The sequence below is a fragment of the Curtobacterium sp. MCLR17_044 genome (assembly GCF_003234435.1).
Lineage (GTDB): Bacteria > Actinomycetota > Actinomycetes > Actinomycetales > Microbacteriaceae > Curtobacterium > Curtobacterium flaccumfaciens.
In genome coordinates, this window is the sequence record NZ_QKTC01000012.1 from 21,232 (window position 1) to 41,879 (window position 20,648).

The following is a 20,648-nucleotide window of genomic DNA, read 5'->3' on the forward strand; positions in this document are numbered from 1 at the left end:
GGGGAAGCACGACGCCCCGCCGCTCCTGGTCCAGGAGCGGCGGGGCGTCGTCGTGCGTGGCCGGGCGTGTGCCCGCTCAGCTCTTGGCGGGGCAGACCGCCGAGACCTGGTCGAGCGTGGTCTGCACCTCGGACTGGGCCTTCGTGACCTCGGTGGAGTCCTCGGCCGCGCCGGAGCGGATGGCCGAGCTGTAGCCCTTGGCCGCGCCGGAGAAGTCCTCGAACGTGTCGTGCACCTGGTCGTTCGAGACCTTCGTCAGCGCCGAGTCGATGCGCTGGACGAACTCGTCGACGAGCGCCGCACGGGCCTTCGGCTCGGCCGGGGCGGAGCTCGAACCCTGCTCCTTGAGGAACGACGCGAGTTCGTTCTCGAGCAGCGAGCAGGCTTCCTGCTTGGTCTGGGCGGGTGCTGCTGCGGCGGTCTTCGAGGCCGACGGGGCGCTGGACGAACCCGAGTCGCCGCTGGAGGAGCCGCCGTCGGACGAACCGCCGTCGCCGCCCGAGCAGCCGGCGAGCAGCGTGAGTGCGAGGCCGGCGGTGGCGAGCGCGGTGAGGGTACGGCGCATCAGGAGTTGCACTCCTTCTGGAACGCGTTGCCGGCGTCCTGCACCTTGGTGCTGGACTTCGTCAGGGCCGAGACGTCGGCCGACTGCGGGTCGTCGGCGATGTCCTCGATGTCGTCGACCAGGTCGCCGTACGCCTCTTCGAAGGCGTCGCCCTTGGCCTTCAGGTCGTCGTCCGACAGGTCATCGACGCCGTCGGAGATCTTCTCGTCGAGCTCCTTGAGCTTCGTGACGGCGGCGTCCGGGTCGGACTGCAGGTTCGCGGCCTCGGACTGGACGCCCTGGGCGGCGGACTTGACGGTCTTCTCGAACTGCGTGCACTGCTCGGCCTTGGATGGCCCGGTCGAGCAACCGGCGAGCAGCGTGAGTGCGAGGCCGGCGGTGGCCAGCGCGATGAGCTTCTTGGGCATGGTGGAGAGTCCCCCTCGATCTGTCCGCACTCCCCCGGATGAGGTGCAGATCCGTCATCGAGCGTACAGGGAACATCCACAGGGAGACCGGCCGGGTTGTGGGCGACCGGCACCCGGCTGGAGGCGGGTGGCGCGTACCGTCGAGGGCATGCGAGCCATCACGTTCGACGACGCTTCCATGTCCGTCACCGACCTGCCCGACCCGGAACCCGGTACGGACGAGGTCCTGATCGAGGTCGCCGCGGCCGGTGTCAACAACGCCGACCTGCAGCAGCGCGCGGGGAACTACCCGCCGCCGCCCGGGGCCTCGGAGGTCCTCGGGCTCGAGGTCTCCGGCACGGTGCGGGCCGTCGGTGCGGGCGTCACGACCGTGGCGGTGGGCGACCGCGTGTGCGCGCTGCTCTCCGGCGGCGGGTACGCGGCACTCGTGGTCGCGCCGGTCACCCAGGTGCTGCCGGTCCCCGAGAGCGTCGACCTGGTCGAGGCGGCCGGGCTGCCCGAGGCCGCCTGCACCGTCTATTCCAACATCGGCATGCTCGCCGGGCTCCGGCCGGGGCAGACGCTCCTGGTGCACGGCGGTACGGGCGGCATGGGGTCACACGCGGTGCTGTGGGCGAAGGCCCTCGGTGCGACGGTGATCGCGACGAGCGGCGGCGACCGCAAGGTCGCCGCGTCCCGTGACCTCGGTGCCGACCTGGTGATCGACCACCGCACCGAGGACTTCGTGGAACGCGTCATGGCGTTCACCGACGGTGTCGGCGTCGACGTGGTGCTCGACGTCGTCGGACCGTCCTACCTGGAGCGGAACCTGCAGGCCCTCGCACCGAACGGGCACATCGCGGTCATCGCCTCGGGCAGCGGCCGCACCGCCGAGCTCGACTTCGGGGTGCTGATGCGGAAGCGCGCGACGATCAGCGGCACGACCCTGCGCGCACGGACACTCGCCGAGAAGGCCGCGATCGTCGAGGCGGTCCGCTACAACGTCTGGCCGCTGGTCGCCGACGGCCGGGTGCGCCCGGTCATCGACTCGGTGCTGCCCCTGGCCGAGGTCGAGGAGGCCCACCGCCGCGTGCGCGACGGCGAGGTGATCGGCAAGGTGCTGCTGACGCCCTAGGCGTGCACGCGGGCGAGGAACTCGACGAGCGCCGGGTGCTGCGGGTGGTCGAGGACGTCGGCGGGGGATCCCTGCTCGACGACCTCGCCGCGGTGCAGGAACACGATCCGGTCGGCGACGTTCCGCGCGAAGTGCATCTCGTGCGTCGTCATCAGGATCGTCGAACCCTGCCGCTTCAGCTCGGTGACCAGGTCGAGCACCTCGCCCACGAGCTGCGGGTCGAGGGCGCTCGTGACCTCGTCGAGCAGCAGGAGTTCCGGGTCCGACGCGATCGCCCGGACGATCGCGACGCGCTGCTGCTGCCCGCCGGACAGGCGGTCGGGGTAGGCATCGGCGAAGGAAGCGAGACCGATCCGGTCGAGCAGCCGGCGCGCGGTGTCCTCGGCCTGGGCCCGTCCGATGCCGTGCACCTGGCGGGAGGCGAGCGTGACGTTGTCGAGCACGCTCATGTGCGGGAACAGGTTGAACTGCTGGAACACCACACCGATGCGCGCCCGAACGGCGTCGACGGCGACGCGAGGGTCGGCGATGTCCGTGCCCTGCAGCAGGATCTCGCCGTCGTCGATGCCCTCGAGCAGATTGACCGTCTTGAGCAGCGTCGACTTGCCGGAGCCGGAGGCCCCGATGACGCAGATGACCTGGTGCCGGTGGACCGTCAGGTCGATCCCGCGCAGGACCTCGTGCTCGCCGAAGGCCTTGCGCAACCCGCGCAGTTCGAGGACCGCGGCGTCCGTACCGGACGCACCACGGGCCTCCTGGCCGGCCTCGCTCATACGGTCCCTCCGATCTGTTCGCGCCGCTGCTGGCGACGCGCGATCGCGTCCGTGACGCGGATCAGCGGCAGGCTGATCACCACGAACAGCAGCCCGGCGACGAAGTACGGCGTGAAGTTGTAGGTCTCGGCCTGCGCGATCTGGGCGGAGCGGACCGCGTCGACGGCCCCGAGGATCGACACCAGACCGACGTCCTTCTGCATCGACACGAAGTCGTTCATGAGCGCCGGGGTGACCTTGCGGATCGCCTGCGGCAGCACCACGAGCCGCAGCGTCTTGGCGTGCGAGAGTCCGAGCGACCGGGCGGCCAGGCGCTGGGAGGGGTGCACGGCCTCCATGCCGGCGCGGAGCACCTCGGCGATGTAGGACGAGTAGGTCAGGGTGATCGCGATCGTGCCCCAGACCTCGGCGGGGAGCCGCGGGAACACCCCGAGCCCGGGGATGCCGTAGCCGACCAGGTAGAGCACGATGATGAGCGGCAGGCCACGGAACAGGTCCGTGTAGCCGGTCGCGAGCATCCGCAGCGGGAAGAACACCGGGTTGCGCAGGCCGCGGACGACCGCGAGCAGCGTGCCGAACACGGCGACGCCGATGGCGCTGAAGAACAGGATCCGGACGTTCAGCCAAAGGCCCAGCAGGATGTCCGGGAACGTGTCGACCGCGGTCTCCGGGTCGAAGAACGACTGCTGCACCGCTGCCCAGCCGGGGGTGTTCACGACGCCGAAGTACACGACGGCGAGCACGACCAGGGTGGAGACGACCGACACCACGACCGAGCGACGGCCACGCTGGCGGCGGTAGAGCCGACGCTCGAGCTCGACCTGGCTCGGCGCGGGTGCGGCGACCGGGGTGCCGGCCCCTGCTGGCAGGGTCATCCGGTTACTTCAGGACCGGCGTGCCGGTCTCCGACGACAGCCACTTGGTCTGCAGGTCCCGCAGGGTGCCGTCGTCGTCGAGGGCCTTCAGGGCCTTGTCGACCTTGCTCGTCAGCTCCGAGCCCTTCGGCAGGACGAAGCCGAACTGGTCGCCCTTGCCGTCGTCGGGGAACTGCGCGGACACGGTGCCGTCGTCGACCTGGGCCGAGGCCATGTAGAACGCCGTCGGCAGGTCGGTGACGATCGCGTCGATCTGCCCGGACTTGAGCGCGAGCACGGCGTCGTCGTTGGAGTTGAACACCTGCGGCGTGACACCGAGGACGTCCTTGACGCTCGCGATGCTCGTCGAACCGGTCGCGACGCCGATCGCGTCCTGCTTGAGGGCAGCGATCGTGGTGTCGCCGGCGGCCTTCGACCCGGAGGTCGTCACGACCGCCTGGGTCGTCGTGTAGTAGGCGCTCGACATGTCGACGGCCTTCTTGCGCTTCGCGTCGATCGAGAACTGCTGGACGTTGAGGTCCCAGTCCTTCGGGCCCGGCGCGATGGCACTGTCGAAGGTGCTGCGCTTCCACACGACGTCGGACTTGCTGTAGCCCATCTCCTTCGCGACCGCGTAGGCCACGGCTGACTCGAAGCCCTTACCGGACTGCGGCTTGTTGTCCTCGACCCAGGGCGAGTACGCCGGGTCACCGGTGGCGATCGTGAGCTTGCCGTCGGTCACGGTGCCGTCGGCGTTGCTGCTGCCCCCGGCGGAGCAGGCCGACAGGGCGAGGGCGGCGACCGCGGCGGTGGCGACGGCGAGGGTGAAGCGGAGGGGACGGGTCACGGTCGGGCCTTCGTGCGAGGGGGGTGGGGGCAGGTCGAAGTGTACTTCGCAGTGGGATACCAACGCGAAACCGTGTCGCGGTGCTACTCGGCGGCAGGGTCCCCGTCGTCGGCCATCGTGAAGTCGTCGAACGAGAAGCCCGGCGACACCAGGCAGCTCAGCAGCACCTCGCCGTCGCCCGGGATCGTCCGCTGCCACACCCCGCCGCGCACGAACGCCTGCGCGTCGTTCACCCGGTCGCGCCCGGCGTCCGGGCCGAGGGTGATCGTCGCACCGGGCTCGGGGGCGTCGCCGTCGCCGCCGAGCTGCAGGTCGACGGTGTCCGGCCCGTGCCACATCCAGATCTCGTCGCTCGTGACCCGGTGCCAGGCGGAGGCCTCGCCCGGGGGCAGCAGGAAGTGGATCAGGGTGGCGGCGGGACGCTCCCCCGCGGGCGTGGTGACCGTCGCCGGCGAGGTCCAGGTGCGGACGTACCAGCCGCCCTCGGGGTGCGGTTCCATGCCGAGGGCGATCGCGCGCTTCGGCACGTCGAGCCACTCGATCAGCTCACCGGTGACGGTTCGGCGCGCGGCCATTCCGGGGTGGGGTGCGGACTCGGTCATCGTTCCTCCTGGTGCGGTGCGGGGATGTCCATGTGCGGGGAAGCCGGTTCGGTGACGACGCCCGCCGCGGCGCGGACGACGCCACGGATCACGGTGGCGGCCGCCCGCCCGGCGCCGTCCTCGACGAGCTCGGCGAGCGCGTCCGGCACGGTCCTGGCGTCGACGTCGAAGACCGCCAGGTCGGCGCGCGCCCCGACGGCGAGGTGCCCGATGCGGTCCGACCCGACGGCGAGGCCCATCGCGTGCGCACCACCGAGGGTCGCCGCCGCGAGCAGCCGCTCGTGCAGGTCACGGTGCCCGTAGCCCTGGGCGCGGGCGATCCGGTGCAGCGCGGTGACGTCGGCCATCAGGTCGAGGGACGGCGACGACGACAGGGAGTCGGTGCCGATCGCGATCGGGCTGCCCTCGCGCAGGTAGTCGGCGACGGGCGGCGGGTCGAGGCCGATGACGGCGTTGGAGCGGGGGCACAGCGCCACCGCGGTGCCACGGGCACGCAGGAGCGCCCGGTCGGCGGCGGTCATGTACACCCCGTGGGCGATGTGGCAGTCCGGCCCGAGCACGCCGAGGCGGTCGACGAACGCGGTCGCGCTGGCACCGAAGCCCAGGGCACGAAGCGCCCGGAACGACGGCACGTTCGCCAGGTGCCAGTCGTTCCCGTGGCCGACGCCGTCGACCCCGTCGAGCCCGGGGACCGGACCGAGGGCGGTGCGCTCCCCCTCGAATGCCGCTTCACCGAGGTGCAGGTGCAGTCGCAGACCGCGCTGCCGCACGATGTCGGGGAGCTCGAGCAGCGGGGCGACCTCGAGCGAGTACGGCGCGTGCGGGGACAGGCCGGCTCCGGGCGTCGTGGGGATCCGGTCGAGTTCGTCGAGCACCTGGTCGCGACCGTGCGACTGCCAGGCGTCGTTCTCCCAGTCCATCACCTCCCAGTACGCGATGCCGCCGAGGCCGGCGTCCTGCAGGGCGGTCGAGGCCTCGATGTCGGTGACGATGTCCGCGATGCTCGTGACGCCGGCCAGGATCGACGCCCGTGCACCGTCCGCGGCTTCGGCCCGCCAGTCGTGCGGTTCGGCGTAGTCGACGTTGAACGCTGCGGCCCAGTCCTCGAATCCGCTGTACTGCCGTTGGCCGACACTGGCCATGCCGGTGTACTGGAGGTGCGAGTGCGCGTTCACGAGTCCGGGCAGGAGCGCGCCACGCCACTGCCGCTCGGTGAAGGTCGCGTCGGACCCGGTGAGCTGGTCGATGACCCACGACCGGTCGCCGACGTGCAGGATCCGGCCGTCCTGCACGGCGACCGCGCCGTCCGCGATCGGTGGCGCCGTCATCGGGACGACGACGCGCGCCGAGTGCACCGTGACCGGGTGCTGTCGGGCGCTCACGCCGGGTCTCCGAAACGGTGCGTCCGGACGTCCGGCTCGCGGTCCGCCGGGTGTTCAGGGGGAAGGCTGGGAGGCCCGACGTACGTTCCGAAGGCGGCGAGCGCCGTGCGGGCGGTCACGTCGTCGACCGCGGGGTCGATCGGCACGACGGCACGCTCCAGTTCGTCGCCGCGTTCCAGGAGCATCCGGACGGCGCCGAGCTGCACGGCGAACGACAGGTCCATGATCTCGACCGGGTTGCCCTCGGCCGCGGTGATGTTGATGCAGCCACCGTCGTCGAGCACGATCGGCCCACCGTCGGACCCGGGGAACACGAACCGCTCGGCCTTCGGGCCCACGTCCTGGCGCCGGGCCCCGGCGGCGAGCGCGCCGTCGACGGCGATCTCCTGGTCGACCCCTCCGGCGACGGCGAGGACCGCACCGTCCGCGCAGGCACGGAGCACCTCGAGGTCGATGGTGTGCGACACCCCGGTGGCGCTCATCACGAGGTCGGCGTCACACACCGCCTCGACGAGCGGGGCCACGGCGTACCCGGCGAACCGCGCCTGCAGGGCGCGGACCGGGTCGGTCTCGGCGACCGTCACCCGGAACCCGAGGGCTGTGAGCACCAGGGCGACCCCTTCGCCGACGTGCCCGAACCCGGCGACGACCGCCGCGCCTCCCGGGATCACCCGGTGTGTGCCGGACGCGAGCCCGTCGACCAGGTCGAGCACCGCGAACACCGTCGACTGCCCGGTGCCGTACCGGTTGTCGAAGAACGTCTTGGTGCGGGCGTCGTTCACCGCGATCACCGGGATGCCGAGCTCGCCACGCGCCGCAAGTACACGCAGGGGTCGCAGGCCGCTCGTGGTCTCCTCGGCGGCTCCGAGCATCGTCGGCAGCAGGTCGGGGCGTTCCTGGTGGGCGAGCCGGATGACGTGCGAGCCGTCGTCGAGCAGGATGTGCGGCGCGGTGTCGAGCATCGCGAGGGCCAGCTGCTTCTGCTCGGGGAGCGTCGCCGTGCTGCTCGCGAAGACCGCCAGGCCGGCGGACCGCAGTGCCTCGGCGACGGCGTCGTCGGTCTCGTCGGCGTGGGCGTAGACGACGACCTCGGCGCCGGCGTCACGGAGGAGCAGGCTCAGCACCGCCGTCTTGGGCTCGAGGAACATCGCGACGCCGATGCGGGTGCCGCGCAGGAGTCCGCCGTCGCGGAGCTCCGCGGCGACCGAGCGGGCGACCGGCATGGAACGTCGTGCCCAGCGCAAGCGGGCGTCCGCTGCGGGGTCGTCTTCGAGGTCGCGGCCGGTGGACACCAGGAAGACGTCGTCGGAGAGCATCGGGACGGCGAGCACGCCGGGGCGGGCCGATGTGACGGGACCGAAGGCGTCCTCGTCGACGGCGGGCAGGTACCGGCCGGCGTCGATGACGACCAGCGTGGTGCCCCGCGGGCGGTCGGCGGCCTGCTCGACCGCGGGGGTCGACTCCTCGGGCGTGCCGAGGCACCAGAGCTGGTCGACGAGGTCGGACGGGTGCTGCTGGTCCGACTGATCGGCCTCGCGCGCCCCGAGTGCGGTCAGCAGGTGCCGCAGTGCCGCGGCGTCACGGGGGTCACCGCCGACGATGCGGAACCGGCGGGCGGCGACGAGCAGGTTGGTCGCGGCGGCGAAGCGCCGGACGGCCGCCGAGGCCCAGGCCAGCGTCGCGGGATCGGGTGCTGGCGGCATGTGCCAATCGTAGGGCGAGCGGGGCGCGGGTCCGGCGGCGCTCCGGGAATGCCCGGGGGCGCTCCGACGTACTCTCTGCACATGAGCGATGCGACGACTGCCCCCGACCGCGTGACCATGTTCGGTGCCGACTGGTGCCGCGACTGCCGTCGGTCCAAGGCGCTGCTCGACACCCTCGGCGTGGACTACGAGTACGTCGACGTGGAGCAGGACCTGTCCGCGGCCGACCGTGCCGAGGCGATCAGCGGCCGGAAGAACATCCCCGTCGTGGTGCTGCCCAACGGCAAGCACTTCGTCGAGCCGTCCGACGCCGAGCTGCGGGCCGAGCTGGAGGCCTCCGGCGTCGTCTGATCGCCACTGGCCGCTGCGACTTCACGCGCCCAACGACACCTCACGGGCACTGTGGCGCGTGAGGTGTCGCTGAGCGCGAGCGGTCGCCGCACCGGCACCCCGAGCGGACATCGGATGAATCAGGCATCATGAGCGCGTGATCATCGACGCTCACCACCACCTGTGGGATCCCGCCGACCGGCCGTACCCCTGGATGGACGACTCGGTCGCTCCGATCCGCCGCCGGTTCGACGTGGACGACCTCCGCGCCGCCGCCCGGAGCACCGACGTCACCCGGACGATCGTCGTGCAGGCCGTGCACGACCCCGGCGAGACCGCCTGGCTCCTCGAGCAGCCCGAGCCGGTCGCCGGGGTCGTCGGCTGGGTGGACCTGACCGCCCCGGACGTCGTCGACCGGATCGCCGCACTGATCGCGGGGTCCGGCGGGGACCGGCCGGCCAGCACCCGCCTGGTCGGCATCCGCCACCAGGCGCACGACGAACCGGACCCGGACTGGCTCGCCCGGCCCGAGGTCGTTCGCGGGGTCCGTGCGGTGGCCGCCGCCGGCCTGGTGTTCGACGTGCTCGTCCGAGCGCGTGAGCACCGCGCCGCCCTCGCGCTGCTCGACGCCGTGCCCGAGGGATCGTTCGTCCTCGACCACGCCGGCAAACCCGACATCGCGGGCGGGGACCCCGGGTGGGCGGCCCGGATCGACGACTTCGCTACGCGTCCGAACGTGGCCTGCAAGGTGTCCGGACTGTTCACCGAGGCCGGACCGGAGTGGCGACGGCAGCCCGTCGACCGGTACGTGCGTGCCGTGGTCGAGCGGTTCGGCCCCGATCGGTCGCTGTTCGGGTCGGACTGGCCCGTCTCGACGCTCGCCACGACCTACGACGACGTGGTGCGGCGGACCACCGACGCGCTGGCCGACCTGACCGCGGACGAACGGCAGTCGGTGCTGAGCGGGACGGCGGAGCGCACGTACCTGCATGGGAGGACCCTCAGCACCGGCGACCTTGTCGGCACGCCGGAGCAGACATAGGATGTCTCTGGTTGCGCCGGTGCAGCCGGAGAGCGAGGAACGATGCAGTTCGCACGACTCGGCCGCGCGGGCGCGGAGATCCCCGTCGCGGTCGACACCGACGGCGAGGTCCTCGACCTCCGCCCGATCACGACCGACATCGGCGGGGCCTTCCTGGCGTCCGACCCGGTCGCCCGCGTCCGGCACGCGCGGAGCGCCGGGGACCTCCGAGCGCTGCCCGGCGCCGAGGGCCTCCGCCGCGGTGCACCGGTGGCCCGTCCCGGCAAGGTCGTCTGCATCGGCCTGAACTACCGCGACCACGCCGCCGAGACCGGCGCCGAGATCCCGACCGAGCCGATCGTGTTCATGAAGGACCCGATGACGGTGATCGGCCCGGACGACGAGGTCCTGATCCCCCGCGGCAGCGAGAAGACCGACTGGGAGATCGAACTCGCCGTCGTCATCGGGCAGACCGCCCGCTACTGCGACTCCGACGAGGCCGCGAGCGCCTGCATCGCCGGCTACGCCATCGCCAACGACGTCTCCGAACGCGCATTCCAGCTCGAGCGCGGCGGCCAGTGGGACAAGGGGAAGTCCTGCGAGACGTTCAACCCGCTCGGCCCGTGGCTGGTCACCCCCGACCAGGTCGACCCGGCGGCGCTCGCACTCCGGCTCGCCGTCAACGGCGAGGTGCGGCAGGACGGCACCACCGCCGACATGATCTTCCGACCCGTCGAGATCGTCCGGTACCTGTCGCAGTTCATGGTGCTGTACCCGGGCGACGTCATCAGCACGGGCACACCGGCCGGGGTCGCCCTGGCCGGACACGCGCCGTACCTGCAGCCCGGCGACGTGGTCGAGCTCACCGCCGACGGGCTCGGCTCGCAGCGCCAAACAGTGGGAGCAGCCTGATGACCGACACCACCGCGACCGGAATGCTCAGCACCCACGCGGGTCTCCGCGCGATCGTCACCGGCGGCGCCTCCGGCATCGGCGCGGCCATCGCGGCCGCACTGCAGGAGCGCGGCGCAGCGGTCGCCGTGCTCGACCTGCAGCCGTCCACCGCCGAGGCACTCGTCTCCGTCACCTGCGACGTGTCGTCCGACGAGTCCGTCCGTGCCGCCGTCGCGTCGGCCGTCGACCAGCTCGGCGGTCTCGACGTGCTCGTGAACAACGCCGGCATCGGCGCCCAGGGGACGGTCGAGGACAACACCGACGACGAGTGGCGCCGCGTGTACGAGGTCAACGTCCTCGGCGCCGTGCGCCTGTCCCGCGCCGCACTCCCCCACCTCCGAGCGTCGGACAGCGCGAGCATCGTCAACACGTGCTCCGTCGCGGCCACCGCCGGGCTGCCCCGGCGGGCGCTCTACTCCGCCACGAAGGGGGCGATCTCCGCACTCACCCGCGCGATGGCCGCCGACCACGTCCGCGAGGGCATCCGCGTCAACGCCGTCAACCCCGGCACCGCCGACACCCCGTGGATCGCGCGACTCCTGTCGTCCGCGGACGACCCGGCCGCCGAACGCGCCGCGCTCGAGGCACGCCAGCCGCACGGACGTCTGGTGCAGGCGGCGGAGGTCGCCGAGGCGGTCGCCTACCTGACGAGCCCGCTCGCCCGGTCGACGACGGGCGTCGAGCTGGCGGTCGACGGCGGGATGCAGGCGCTCCGGCTGCGGCCGGCCTGATGGTCGCCCAGCGGCTCAGCCGCACCGGCCTGGAGGCCCGCCCCGGGTATCGTCGGGACGTCCCGTCGCGCACGCGGCCGGGTCCACAGGAGGTGGTGACGTGGCGTCGTTGACCGACGATGCGATCGCACGCATCCAGCAGATGATCGTGAGCGGCGAACTCCAACCCGGCCAGCGCCTCCCGCCCGAGAAGGAACTGAGCGAGTCGCTCGGGCTGTCCCGCAACAGCCTCCGTGAAGCGGTGAAGGCGCTCGAGCTGATCCGCGTGCTCGACGTCCGACGCGGCGACGGCACCTACGTGACGTCGCTCGAACCGGGCGTCCTGCTCGAGGCGGTGTCGTTCGTCGTCGACATGCACCATGACCGGTCGCTCGTCGACCTGCTCGAGGTGCGCCGCATCCTGGAGCCGGCGTCCGCCGTCCTGGCGACGGCCCGTGCCACGGAGCAGCAGATCGACGAACTCGCGACCCTGATGCAGTCCGTCGGCGAGGACACCGGCGTCGAGGACCTCGTCGCCCACGACCTGCTGTTCCACTCGACCATCGCGGGCATCGGCGGCAACCAGTACCTGTCCGGGCTGCTCGACGCCCTGTCGAGCAAGACGGTGCGGGTGCGGGTGTGGCGCGGGCTGACGCAGAACGGCTCGGTGCAGCGGACCCTCGACGAGCACGCGGCCATCGTCGACGCCATCCGGCGCCGGGATCCGCAGCTCGTGCAGGCCCTCGTCGTGTCCCACGTCGAAGGTGTCGAGCGCTGGTTGCGGCGCTCCCTCGACTGAACCCGACAATCCTCCCAGGAACCTCGGAGTTGTGTCGGTCCTCGGCCCTGACTCCGGCAACCATGCCGCGGCAACCGCACCCACGAGGAGGACACCGTGCTCGGTCTCATCATCAGCTTGATCATCATCGGACTCATCGCCGGCGCTCTCGCCCGGCTCATCATCCCCGGCAAGCAGAACATCGGCATCCTCATGACGATCGTCCTGGGCATCGTCGGCTCGTTCGTCGGCGGGTTCCTCGGCTACCTGATCTTCAACCACGACGGGAACGACGGCTTCTTCCAGCCCGCCGGCATCATCGGCTCGATCATCGGCGCCATCATCGTGCTGTTCATCTACACGCGCGTCGCCGGCCGCGGTTCGCGCCGCTAGGTACCACGTGTTGCCGGTCCGACCGGCGCACCACCGAAGTCACCCCGAACCACGCAGACGCGTGGTTCGGGGTGACTTTCGTCGTACGTGGCGTCACATCGCGAGCAGGCCCGCTGCACGCAGGTCGTCCCAGAGCGCCTCGGGCACGACGGCGGCGGCCCGGGCGACGTTCGAGCGCACCTGGTCGGCAGACTGCACCCCGAGCGCGATCGCCGCGACCGCCGGGGCCCGACGCGGGAACGCCAGCGCGGCCTCGGGCAGCGTGACCCCGTGGCGCTCGCAGACGTCGGCGATGGAATTCGCCCGCGCGAGCAGCTGCGCGGAGGCCTCGGCGTAGTCGTAGGTCGCACCCGCCGAAGGGCGCTCCTGCCCGAGCAGCCCCGAGTTGTAGACCCCGACCGCCACGACCGCGACGCCCAGCGACGCGCACCGGTCGACGAGCGCCGACGCCGGTTGCTCGAGCAGGGTGTACCGCCCGGCGAGCATGACGACGTCGCAGAGCCCGGTGTCGACGGCCGCCGACAGCGCCTCGACGGAGTTCGACCCGACGCCGACCGCCCGCACGACGCCCTCGTCGCGGAGCTCGGCGAGCGTCGGCAGCGCCTGGGTCAGACCGTCGGTGAGTGAGTACACGTCCGGGTCGTGCAGGTAGGCGACGTCGACGTGGTCAAGCCCGAGGCGGCCGAGCGACTCGTCGAGCGAGCGCCGCACGCCCGACGGCGACGGGTCCCACTGCCGCACGGTGTCGTCCGGCACCGCGAAGCCCCCGGACGCCAGGTCGTCGCCGTCACCGCGCCCGGGCACGAGCACCCGCCCGACCTTCGTCGACACGAGGAACTCCGTCCGGGGGCGTCCGGCGAGCGCCGCACCGAGCCGCCGTTCGGACAGGCCCAGGCCGTAGTGCGGGGCGGTGTCGAACCCGCGGACGCCGGCGTCCCACGCGGCGTCGACCGTGGCGCGGGCGTCGTCGTCGGACACCGGACGGAGCAGGTTGCCGATGCCGGCCCCGCCGAACCAGAACGGACCGCGGTCGAGGTCCAGGTCGAGGTCGAGGGCCGTCACGGGTCCACCTGGTCCGCGTGGTGCACCTGGTCCGCCAGCGACCAGACCCGTGGGACCCCGTCGTCGTCGCCCGAGTAGTCGTCGTCCGCCTCGAGCAGCGGGTTGATCGTCTCCTGCCACTCGGCGTTGACCGGGTCGTCGGCGAGCGCCCGGCGCATCGCCCGGTGGTCCTCGACCTCGATCAGGTGGACCAGGTCGAGCCCGTCCCGCCAGATCGTCCAGTCGTGCACGCCGGCCTCGCGCAGTCGCGCCGCGAGCGCGGGCGGGACCGAGGTGTGCACGGTGTCGTACGCCGCCTCGTTCCCGGCCCGCAGTCGCGTCCGCGTCAGGATCCGCTGCATCAGTCGCGCAGGAACAGCTCGACGACGGGCACGGCGACGTCGGGCCGCACGATCGGCAGCGTCAGGGTGAGCGTGCCGGCGGGCTGACCGCCGAGCCCGGTGTTCTGCGCCCGGGTGCCCGGCGGGATCTCGCGGAAGTGGATCTCCGAGGCGTCGTTGAGCAGCTGCGCGTACGCCACCCGGCCGGCGAGGTCGGGCAGGTGCACGTGCTCGAAGGGCCAGGCGAACAGGTGCAGGTACAGGCGGTTGCCGTTCTGCGTGTAGACGGTGTTCCGCGGGGCGACGAACCGCGACGGCCCCGCCCCGTACACCGAGCGAGCGTGCTGGTGCATCCACGTCCCGATGCCGTCGAGTGTCTGCCGCGAGACCCCGTCGAACTCACCGCGACCGGTCGGGCCGATGTTGAGCAGCATGTTCCCGTTGTTCGAGACGCCGTCGACGAGCATGCGGACGAGCAGGTCGACCGGCTTCAGGTTCAGGTTGTCGCGGTCGTAGCCCCACGAGCCGTTCAGCGTCTGGCAGGCCTCCCACGGCACCGGGACGCCGTCGACCTCCATCGGCTTGTCGGGCTGGTACTGCTCGGGGGTGACCAGGTCACCGGGGATGTCGAGCCGGTCGTTCACGATGATGCCGGGCTGCAGCCGCTTGGTCAGCGCCATGAGTTCCTCGGCCCCCCACTCGTCCCGGCCCTTGCCGCCCCAGATGTCCTCGTGGTCGTTGTCCCGGTACGAGAAGTCGTAGAACAGGTAGTCGATCTGCCCGTAGTCGGTGAGCAGCTCCTCGACCTGACCGTGGAGGTACTCGCGGTAGCGCGACATGTCGCGGCCCTCGTTGAACGCCTCGATCTCCTCCGGCGAGTCGTCGCGCCGGGGGTGCACGCCGTCGACGGTGAAGTCCGGGTGGTGCCAGTCGATGAGCGAGTGGTAGAAGCCGACCCGCAGCCCCTCGGCACGGACGGCGTCGACGAACTCGCGCACGATGTCACGGCCGAACGGGGTGTTCGTGGACTTGTAGTCGGTCAGGGCGGTGTCCCACAGGCAGAAGCCCTCGTGGTGCTTCGTGGTGAGGACGACGTACTTCATCCCCGCCTGCCGTGCCCGACGTGCCCAGTCCGCGGCGTCGAACAGGTCCGGGTCGAAGTGGTCGAAGTACTTCTGGTAGTCCTCGTCGGTGATCCGTTCGCGGTTCTTCACCCACTCGTGCCGTGCCGGCAGGGCGTACAGCCCCCAGTGGATGAACATGCCGAACCGGTCGTGGGAGAACCACGCGGGGAACCCCGCGGAGTCGGTCGCGGTCTGCGGCTCGGCAGGTGCGGTGATGGTCATGAGGCCAGTGTTCCTTTCAGTGGAGGACGAGAGGGTGACGGCGGCGGTGTCACCGGCCGCCGAGACCGCTGGTGACGATCCCCTTGACGAGGTGCTTCTGGAGCAGGATCAGCAGGACCACCGTGGGCAGCATCGAGATCACCGACGCCGCCATCACGAGGTTCCACTCGGAGCCCTGCTGCCCGAAGAACTGCTGCAGGCCGAGCGGGATGGTGCCACGGGCCTCGACGTCGTTGACGATGACGAGCGGCCAGAGGAACGAGTTCCAGTACGCGATGAACGAGAACACGGCGAGGACCGCCATCGTCGGTCGGGCCAGCGGGAGCATCACCGAGAAGAACGTCCGGATCGCTCCGGCTCCGTCCACCCGGGCGGCGTCGTCGAGCTCCTGCGGCACGGTGAGGAAGAACTGCCGCACCAGGAACGCGCCGAGTGCCGTGAACGCCCACGGGATGATGAGCGCCTGGAACGTGTCGACCCACCCGAAGCCCTGCATCATCACGTACATCGGGATGACGAGGACGTCCTGCGGGATCATCAGCGTCGCCAGGAACAGGACGAACACCGTGTTCCGGCCGCGCCACCGCAGTCGCGAGAACGCGTAGCCGGACAGCACCGCGACGGCGACGTTGATCGCCGTGCCGGCCGCGGCGACGAAGACGCCGTTCAGGATGAACCGGGCGAACGGCAGGTACGTGAACGCCTGTGCGTAGTTGCCCCACTCGATGGACGAGCCCCAGAGCGTCGGCGGGGTCGTGAACACGTCGGCCGACGGCTTCAGGCTCGTCGCCACCATGTAGATGAGCGGCGAGACGAACAGCAGGGCCACCAGGCAGAGCAGCACGTAGCCCACCGCGTCGCGCACCCGGCCGGTCTGCCGGTGCGTGCGGGGCAGCGCCCGCGGGTTGATCGTCCGGTTGGACGAGGTCAGCTCACTCATAGTGCACCCACCGCTTCTGTCCGAGGAACTGGATGGCCGTGATGCCGAGGATGATGACGAACAGCACCCACGCTCCGGCCGATGCGAGTCCGAGCTGCTGGGTCTGGAACCCCGTGTTGTAGATGTACTGCACCAGGGTCTCGGTGGCGGTGCCGGGGCCGCCCTTCGTCAGGACGAACGGCTGCACGAACACCTGGAACGAGGTGATCAGGGTCATCATCGTCGCGAAGAAGATCGACGGCGAGATGAGCGGGAACTTGATCCGCCAGAACATCTGCCAGGCGTTCGCCCCGTCGAGCTGCGCAGCCTCGATCTGGTTCTCCGGCACCGAGTCGAGCGCCGCCGAGAAGATCAGCATGTTGTAGCCGAACCCCTGCCAGACGCTCATCGCGACGACGGCGAGCATGGCCCAGTTGTCGTCGGCCAGGAAGTTCGGGGCGTTCACGCCGACGGTCGACTGCAGCGTCGCGTCGATGGCACCGCCCGGCTGGTACAGCATCCGCCAGACGACGACGTTCGCGACGATCGGCGTGATGGTCGGGATGAAGAACAGCACGCGGAAGACGTGCCGGTGGCGGATCTTCGGCGTGAGCCAGGCCGCGAGTCCGAGGGACACGACCAGGTTGAGCGGCACGTAGAGCACGACGAACAGCACGGTGTTCAGCGTCACGGTGCGGAAGATCGGGTCGGAGAACAGCTGCGCGTAGTTCGACAGGCCGGCCCACGAGCGTTCGCCGAGCATCGGCCAGTTCATGAAGCTCACGACGAGCGACGCGAGGATCGGGAACGCCGTGAACACGACGAGGCCGATCGAGTGCGGAGCGGCGAAGGCGGCGCCCCACCAGGAGCGGCGGCCGAGCTCGGCGTCGGCGCCGCTGTCCTTCCGGCGCGGGGCCGCGCCGGTCGCGACCGCGACCGCGGGGGCGGGCAGCGCCGCCTCGGCGGGTGGGTCCTGGATGGTGGTCATGCGACGACCTCCTCGTCGTTCGCGCGGTCCTGGTCAGGGGCTGAGACAGGCCGGGAGGCGCGGGGCGGGGTCCACCCGCGCCTTCCGGCCGTCAGGGGGTGACGCCCGTCACTGCGAGCCGAGCTGGCTCGCGATGGACGACATCGTCTCCTTGCCGGAGGTCTGTCCGTTCACCGCCTGCAGGGCGTACTGCGCGAAGAGCTGGTTGAGCTGGTCGCTCTGCTTGTTGCCGGGCAACGGGGTGGCGTTCTCGAGGCCGGTCTTCAGGGCGTCCTCGACCCCGTCGATGCCGGCGTTGTCGTACCAGGCCTGCTGCGCCGCGGTGCGTGCCGGGAAGGCGCGACCCTGCTCGGCGAGCGAGGTGAGCGTGGCCTCGTTCGTCATCGTGGTGATGGCCTTGAACGCCTGCTCGGGGTACTTGCACTGCTTCGAGATGCCGAAGCCCGACCCGGCGGCGAACGAGCTGGGGCCGTCCGTTCCCGAGGGGATCGTCGTGATGCCGAGGTCGAACTTGACCTTGGCCTTCTGGCTGATGATCGACCAGGGGCCGTCGCTGTACATCGCGACGTCACCGGACACGAACGCGTTGTCGTCGGTGGAACCGTCGGTGCTCGCCTGTGTGGCGTAGCCGTCCTTCACCAGACCGCCGATCCAGTCGAGCCCCTCGGCGAACTCCGCGTTCGAGGCGTCGAGCGTGCCGTCCTCGTCGATGACCCGACCGCCGTTGTAGCCGAGGACCATCGACTCGAGGGGGATGTCCTCCACGCTCGTGCCCCAGATCGGCGTGCCCGCGGCCTTGAGCTCCTTCGCAGCATCCTCGAACTCGTCGACCGTCCAGCCCGGCTTCGGCTCGTCGACGCCCGCCTTCTCGAAGATGTCCTTGTTGTAGAACATGACCATGGGGCCGGTGTCGTACGGCAGCCCGTAGAGCTTGCCGTCGACCTTCATGCCGTCGAGCCCGGTCTGGTCGTACTCACCCAGGTCGAGGTCGGCCTGCTTCGCCATGTCGTCGATCGGCACGAGCACGTCCGTGTAGTTCGCGGCGCGGAGCGACTGGATGCTCACGATGCACGGGGCGGTGCCGGTCGACAGCTGCGTGCGGAGCTTCGTCCAGTAGTCGTTGAACGGGGAGCCCTGGATCGACACGTCCACGTCGTCGTCCGTCTTGACGGTGTCGGCGACCTTCTGCCACGCGGCCTTGTCCTCCTTCCCGGCGATCCACATGGCCCAGGTGAGGGAGTCCTTCGACTGGCCGTCGCTGGCGTTGCTGCCAGCGGAACAGCCGGTGAGCACGAGCACGGCAGCTGCTGCTGCCGCCAGCCCGGCGGTACGTCGTCGTTGCATCGGTGTCTCCACTTCGTCGTGGTGATGGGGTGTGCGGGGAGGGGGAGTCAGGCGACCCGGACGGCGTCCGGGACGTGCGCTGCGTCGGACTCGGCCCAGACCGGGCCGTCCGGGAACGCGTGGGTGGTCAGGGTGTCGGCGAGCATCTCGGTGCCGGCGCCGGGCGTGGTCGGCGGCCAGTAGCGGCCGTCGTGGACGTCGACCGGTGTCACGAAGTGCTCGTGCAGGTGGTCGACGAACTCGATGCACCGGGTGTCGAGGTCGCCGGTCAGGGCGACCGCGTCGAACATCGACAGGTGCTGCACCGCCTCGCACAGGCCGACGCCGCCGGCGTGCGGGCACACACGGACGCCGTGCTTGGCGGCGAGGAGCAGGATCGCCAGGTTCTCGTTCACCCCGGCGACCCGGGTGGCGTCGATCTGCAGCACCGACATCGACCCGGCCTGGATCAGCTGCTTCGCGATCACCCGGTTCGCCATGTGCTCCCCCGTCGCGACCGGGATCGGGGCGATGCGCCGGGCGATCTCGGCGTGGGCGAGGATGTCGTCCGGGCTCGTCGGCTCCTCGACCCACGCGACGTCGAAGGGGCGGAGCCGGTCGATCCACGCCACGGCCTCGTCGACGTCCCAGCGCTGGTTCGCGTCGATCGCGATCCGGACGTCCGGGCCGACGGTGGCGCGGGCGATGCCCATCCGTCGGACGTCCTCGTCGACGTCGCCGCCGACCTTCAGCTTGATCTGGGTGAACCCGTCGTCCACGGCTTCCCGGCACAGCCGCGCGAGCTTCTCGTCGTCGTAGCCGAGCCAGCCCGGGGTCGTCGTGTAGGCACGGTAGCCCTCACGCTCCAGGCGCGCTCGACGTTCGGCACGCATCGGTTCGGCGGCGCGGAACAGTTCGAGCGCCTCGGCCGGGGTGATCGCGTCGGTCAGGTACCGGAAGTCCACCAGGTCGACGAGCTCCTCGGGTCGCAGGTCGGCGAGCAGGGCCCACAGCGGCTGCCCCGCACGCTTCGCCCGGAGGTCCCACAGGGCGTTCACCACGGCGCCGATCGCCATGTGCATGACGCCCTTCTCCGGGCCGAGCCACCGCAGCTGCGAGTCGTGCACCATCGCGCGCCAGGTGCCGCCCATGTCGGCGAGGACCGCCTCGGCATCGGCGCCGACGACGTGCCCACGGAGGGCTGCGATCGCCGACTCCTGCACCTCGTTGCCGCGGCCGATGGTGAAGACGAAGCCGGTGCCGACCAGGCCGTCGAGCGCGTCGGTGGTGAGCTCGACGTAGGCAGCGGAGTAGTCGGGTGCGGGATTCATGGCGTCGGACCCGTCGTGCTCTCGCGAGGTCGGGAACCGGATGTCGTGCACGTGCAGACCGGTGATGCGGCTCATCTGTGTCTCCTGCCGTCCGGTCTCCGTCGACCGAACGGTGCAATCAAAACATCCGATGTCTTGTGCGTCAAGAGCCTTGTTCTTGCGGTTCTGGCGAAAGTGGTCGCCCAACCGTCCGATGACTGCGCGACCGACGGTGTGGACGCGACAACGGCCTGGAGGCGCGGTGCGGGTCCGACCCGCACCGCGCCTCCAGGCCGTGGTCGCCCCGCGCCGGGGGCGACGCGATGGTCACGCTGGTCAGGCGGTGGCGAGCCGCCCCATCTCGGCGACGACCGCGCGCAGCCGCGCAGCGAGCTCGTCGCGGGAGCCGTCCGCCGACCGGTGGGCGGACTCGATCACGGCGGCCATCACGAGGGTGGTCGCGGTCCGCGCAGTGTCCTCGTCGACGCGCTCGGCGGCGACCGCCAGCACGGTCTGCCGTGCGTGCGCCATCCACTGCATCATCGCCGGGACCATCTCGGGGCGGGCTCGGACGAGCTCCTTCATGCGCCGGCGGTCCTGCGGCAGGGTGACCGTGTGCGCGACGAGGTCGCAGAGGTCGGCCACGAGCGGACCCGTGGATCCGAGGAACGCAGTGCGTGCCGCGTCCGGGACCGTCGTCGCCGGCAGTCCGAGGGCTGCCTCGGCCTTCGACGGGAAGTAGTTGAAGAACGTCCGCGGGGAGACCCCGGCGTCCGCGCAGATCTGCTCGACGGTCACCCCGGCGAGCCCGTGGTCGGTGACCAGGGCGAGTGCCGACCGGTGGATGGCGGACCGGGTCTGCTGCTTCTTGCGTTCCCGCAGGCCACAGTCGCTCGCGACGAGGTCCTCGGTGGTGGTGGGCTGGTGCACGTGCTGCGCTCCGTCCT

General features: G+C 71.1%; 23 protein-coding genes. 7 read left to right on the forward strand and 16 right to left on the reverse strand.

Annotated features, from left to right (window positions below; all coding sequences use genetic code 11):
• Nucleotides 1-76: 76 nt before the first annotated feature.
• Together DEJ04_RS09985 and DEJ04_RS09990 are read right to left on the reverse strand one after the other, a co-directional pair.
• Nucleotides 77-565 (reverse strand): hypothetical protein, encoded by a 489-nt coding sequence (locus DEJ04_RS09985; RefSeq protein ID WP_111038989.1) that lies wholly within the window; start codon nucleotides 563-565, stop codon nucleotides 77-79.
• Nucleotides 565-972, reverse strand: coding sequence for a hypothetical protein (locus tag DEJ04_RS09990; protein ID WP_071404030.1), 408 nt, complete (start codon nucleotides 970-972; stop codon nucleotides 565-567). Before DEJ04_RS09990 ends, DEJ04_RS09985 begins: the two co-directional genes overlap by 1 nt.
• 148 nt (nucleotides 973-1,120) lie before the next feature.
• On the opposite strand from DEJ04_RS09990, the gene DEJ04_RS09995 reads away from it, so the two are divergent.
• Entirely contained in the window at nucleotides 1,121-2,086 is a 966-nt protein-coding gene (locus DEJ04_RS09995) for an NAD(P)H-quinone oxidoreductase (protein ID WP_111047046.1), read from the forward strand.
• Here the strand turns inward: DEJ04_RS09995 and DEJ04_RS10000 are convergent.
• From DEJ04_RS10000 to DEJ04_RS10025, 6 genes are all read right to left on the reverse strand, one after another.
• Complete coding sequence (locus tag DEJ04_RS10000; RefSeq protein ID WP_111030700.1) at nucleotides 2,083-2,859, reverse strand: amino acid ABC transporter ATP-binding protein; 777 nt, start codon at nucleotides 2,857-2,859, stop codon at nucleotides 2,083-2,085. The genes DEJ04_RS09995 and DEJ04_RS10000 overlap by 4 nt on opposite strands.
• Entirely contained in the window at nucleotides 2,856-3,734 is an 879-nt protein-coding gene (locus tag DEJ04_RS10005) for an amino acid ABC transporter permease (RefSeq protein ID WP_110862374.1), read from the reverse strand. The genes DEJ04_RS10000 and DEJ04_RS10005 overlap by 4 nt, the downstream gene beginning before the upstream one ends.
• Nucleotides 3,735-3,738: 4 nt before the next feature.
• Nucleotides 3,739-4,560: an ABC transporter substrate-binding protein gene (locus DEJ04_RS10010; RefSeq protein ID WP_111046979.1), complete on the reverse strand. Its 822-nt coding sequence runs from the start codon at nucleotides 4,558-4,560 to the stop codon at nucleotides 3,739-3,741.
• A gap of 83 nt (nucleotides 4,561-4,643) precedes the next feature.
• A complete protein-coding gene (locus DEJ04_RS10015) occupies nucleotides 4,644-5,162 on the reverse strand; it encodes a cupin domain-containing protein (RefSeq protein WP_258371348.1) in 519 nt (172 codons plus the stop codon).
• Nucleotides 5,159-6,544 (reverse strand): amidohydrolase family protein, encoded by a 1,386-nt coding sequence (locus DEJ04_RS10020; RefSeq protein WP_241660405.1) that lies wholly within the window; start codon nucleotides 6,542-6,544, stop codon nucleotides 5,159-5,161. The genes DEJ04_RS10015 and DEJ04_RS10020 overlap by 4 nt, the downstream gene beginning before the upstream one ends.
• A complete protein-coding gene (locus DEJ04_RS10025) occupies nucleotides 6,541-8,247 on the reverse strand; it encodes an adenosylhomocysteinase (protein ID WP_111046981.1) in 1,707 nt (568 codons plus the stop codon). The genes DEJ04_RS10020 and DEJ04_RS10025 overlap by 4 nt, the downstream gene beginning before the upstream one ends.
• A gap of 81 nt (nucleotides 8,248-8,328) precedes the next feature.
• Here DEJ04_RS10025 and DEJ04_RS10030 point away from each other — a divergent pair, with 81 nt between their 5' ends.
• From DEJ04_RS10030 to DEJ04_RS10055, 6 genes are all read left to right on the forward strand, one after another.
• Nucleotides 8,329-8,598, forward strand: a complete 270-nt coding sequence (locus DEJ04_RS10030) for a glutaredoxin family protein (RefSeq protein WP_017888006.1) — start codon at nucleotides 8,329-8,331, stop codon at nucleotides 8,596-8,598.
• A 136-nt stretch (nucleotides 8,599-8,734) separates the two neighbouring features.
• Nucleotides 8,735-9,619 carry an amidohydrolase gene (locus tag DEJ04_RS10035; protein ID WP_111046982.1) on the forward strand — a complete coding sequence of 295 codons (885 nt, stop codon included), beginning with the start codon at nucleotides 8,735-8,737 and terminating at the stop codon, nucleotides 9,617-9,619.
• Nucleotides 9,620-9,661: 42 nt separating this feature from the next.
• A complete protein-coding gene (locus DEJ04_RS10040; RefSeq protein WP_111046983.1) occupies nucleotides 9,662-10,510 on the forward strand; it encodes a fumarylacetoacetate hydrolase family protein in 849 nt (282 codons plus the stop codon).
• Nucleotides 10,510-11,283, forward strand: a complete 774-nt coding sequence (locus DEJ04_RS10045) for an SDR family NAD(P)-dependent oxidoreductase (protein ID WP_258371349.1) — start codon at nucleotides 10,510-10,512, stop codon at nucleotides 11,281-11,283. Before DEJ04_RS10040 ends, DEJ04_RS10045 begins: the two co-directional genes overlap by 1 nt.
• A 100-nt stretch (nucleotides 11,284-11,383) precedes the next feature.
• Nucleotides 11,384-12,061 (forward strand): FadR/GntR family transcriptional regulator, encoded by a 678-nt coding sequence (locus DEJ04_RS10050; protein WP_110862381.1) that lies wholly within the window; start codon nucleotides 11,384-11,386, stop codon nucleotides 12,059-12,061.
• A 96-nt stretch (nucleotides 12,062-12,157) separates the two neighbouring features.
• Entirely contained in the window at nucleotides 12,158-12,433 is a 276-nt protein-coding gene (locus DEJ04_RS10055) for a GlsB/YeaQ/YmgE family stress response membrane protein (protein WP_110865416.1), read from the forward strand.
• Nucleotides 12,434-12,526: 93 nt separating this feature from the next.
• On the opposite strand, the gene DEJ04_RS10060 is transcribed toward DEJ04_RS10055, so the two are convergent.
• The 8 genes from DEJ04_RS10060 to DEJ04_RS10095 form a co-directional block, all read right to left on the reverse strand.
• Nucleotides 12,527-13,495, reverse strand: coding sequence for an aldo/keto reductase (locus DEJ04_RS10060; protein ID WP_111046984.1), 969 nt, complete (start codon nucleotides 13,493-13,495; stop codon nucleotides 12,527-12,529).
• A complete protein-coding gene (locus DEJ04_RS10065; protein ID WP_111046985.1) occupies nucleotides 13,492-13,836 on the reverse strand; it encodes an L-rhamnose mutarotase in 345 nt (114 codons plus the stop codon). Before DEJ04_RS10065 ends, DEJ04_RS10060 begins: the two co-directional genes overlap by 4 nt.
• Nucleotides 13,836-15,161, reverse strand: coding sequence for an alpha-L-fucosidase (locus tag DEJ04_RS10070; RefSeq protein WP_111046986.1), 1,326 nt, complete (start codon nucleotides 15,159-15,161; stop codon nucleotides 13,836-13,838). The genes DEJ04_RS10065 and DEJ04_RS10070 overlap by 1 nt, the downstream gene beginning before the upstream one ends.
• Nucleotides 15,162-15,210: 49 nt before the next feature.
• Complete coding sequence (locus DEJ04_RS10075) at nucleotides 15,211-16,101, reverse strand: carbohydrate ABC transporter permease (RefSeq protein ID WP_111046987.1); 891 nt, start codon at nucleotides 16,099-16,101, stop codon at nucleotides 15,211-15,213.
• Nucleotides 16,094-17,068, reverse strand: coding sequence for a carbohydrate ABC transporter permease (locus tag DEJ04_RS10080; protein ID WP_111032368.1), 975 nt, complete (start codon nucleotides 17,066-17,068; stop codon nucleotides 16,094-16,096). The genes DEJ04_RS10075 and DEJ04_RS10080 overlap by 8 nt, the downstream gene beginning before the upstream one ends.
• 108 nt (nucleotides 17,069-17,176) lie before the next feature.
• On the reverse strand, nucleotides 17,177-18,412 hold the full coding sequence (locus tag DEJ04_RS10085) for a sugar ABC transporter substrate-binding protein (RefSeq protein WP_244993259.1): 1,236 nt from the start codon (nucleotides 18,410-18,412) through the stop codon (nucleotides 17,177-17,179).
• Nucleotides 18,413-18,459: 47 nt separating this feature from the next.
• Nucleotides 18,460-19,797, reverse strand: a complete 1,338-nt coding sequence (locus DEJ04_RS10090; RefSeq protein WP_111046988.1) for an enolase C-terminal domain-like protein — start codon at nucleotides 19,795-19,797, stop codon at nucleotides 18,460-18,462.
• A gap of 240 nt (nucleotides 19,798-20,037) precedes the next feature.
• Entirely contained in the window at nucleotides 20,038-20,631 is a 594-nt protein-coding gene (locus DEJ04_RS10095; protein WP_111046989.1) for a TetR/AcrR family transcriptional regulator, read from the reverse strand.
• Nucleotides 20,632-20,648: the final 17 nt, after the last annotated feature.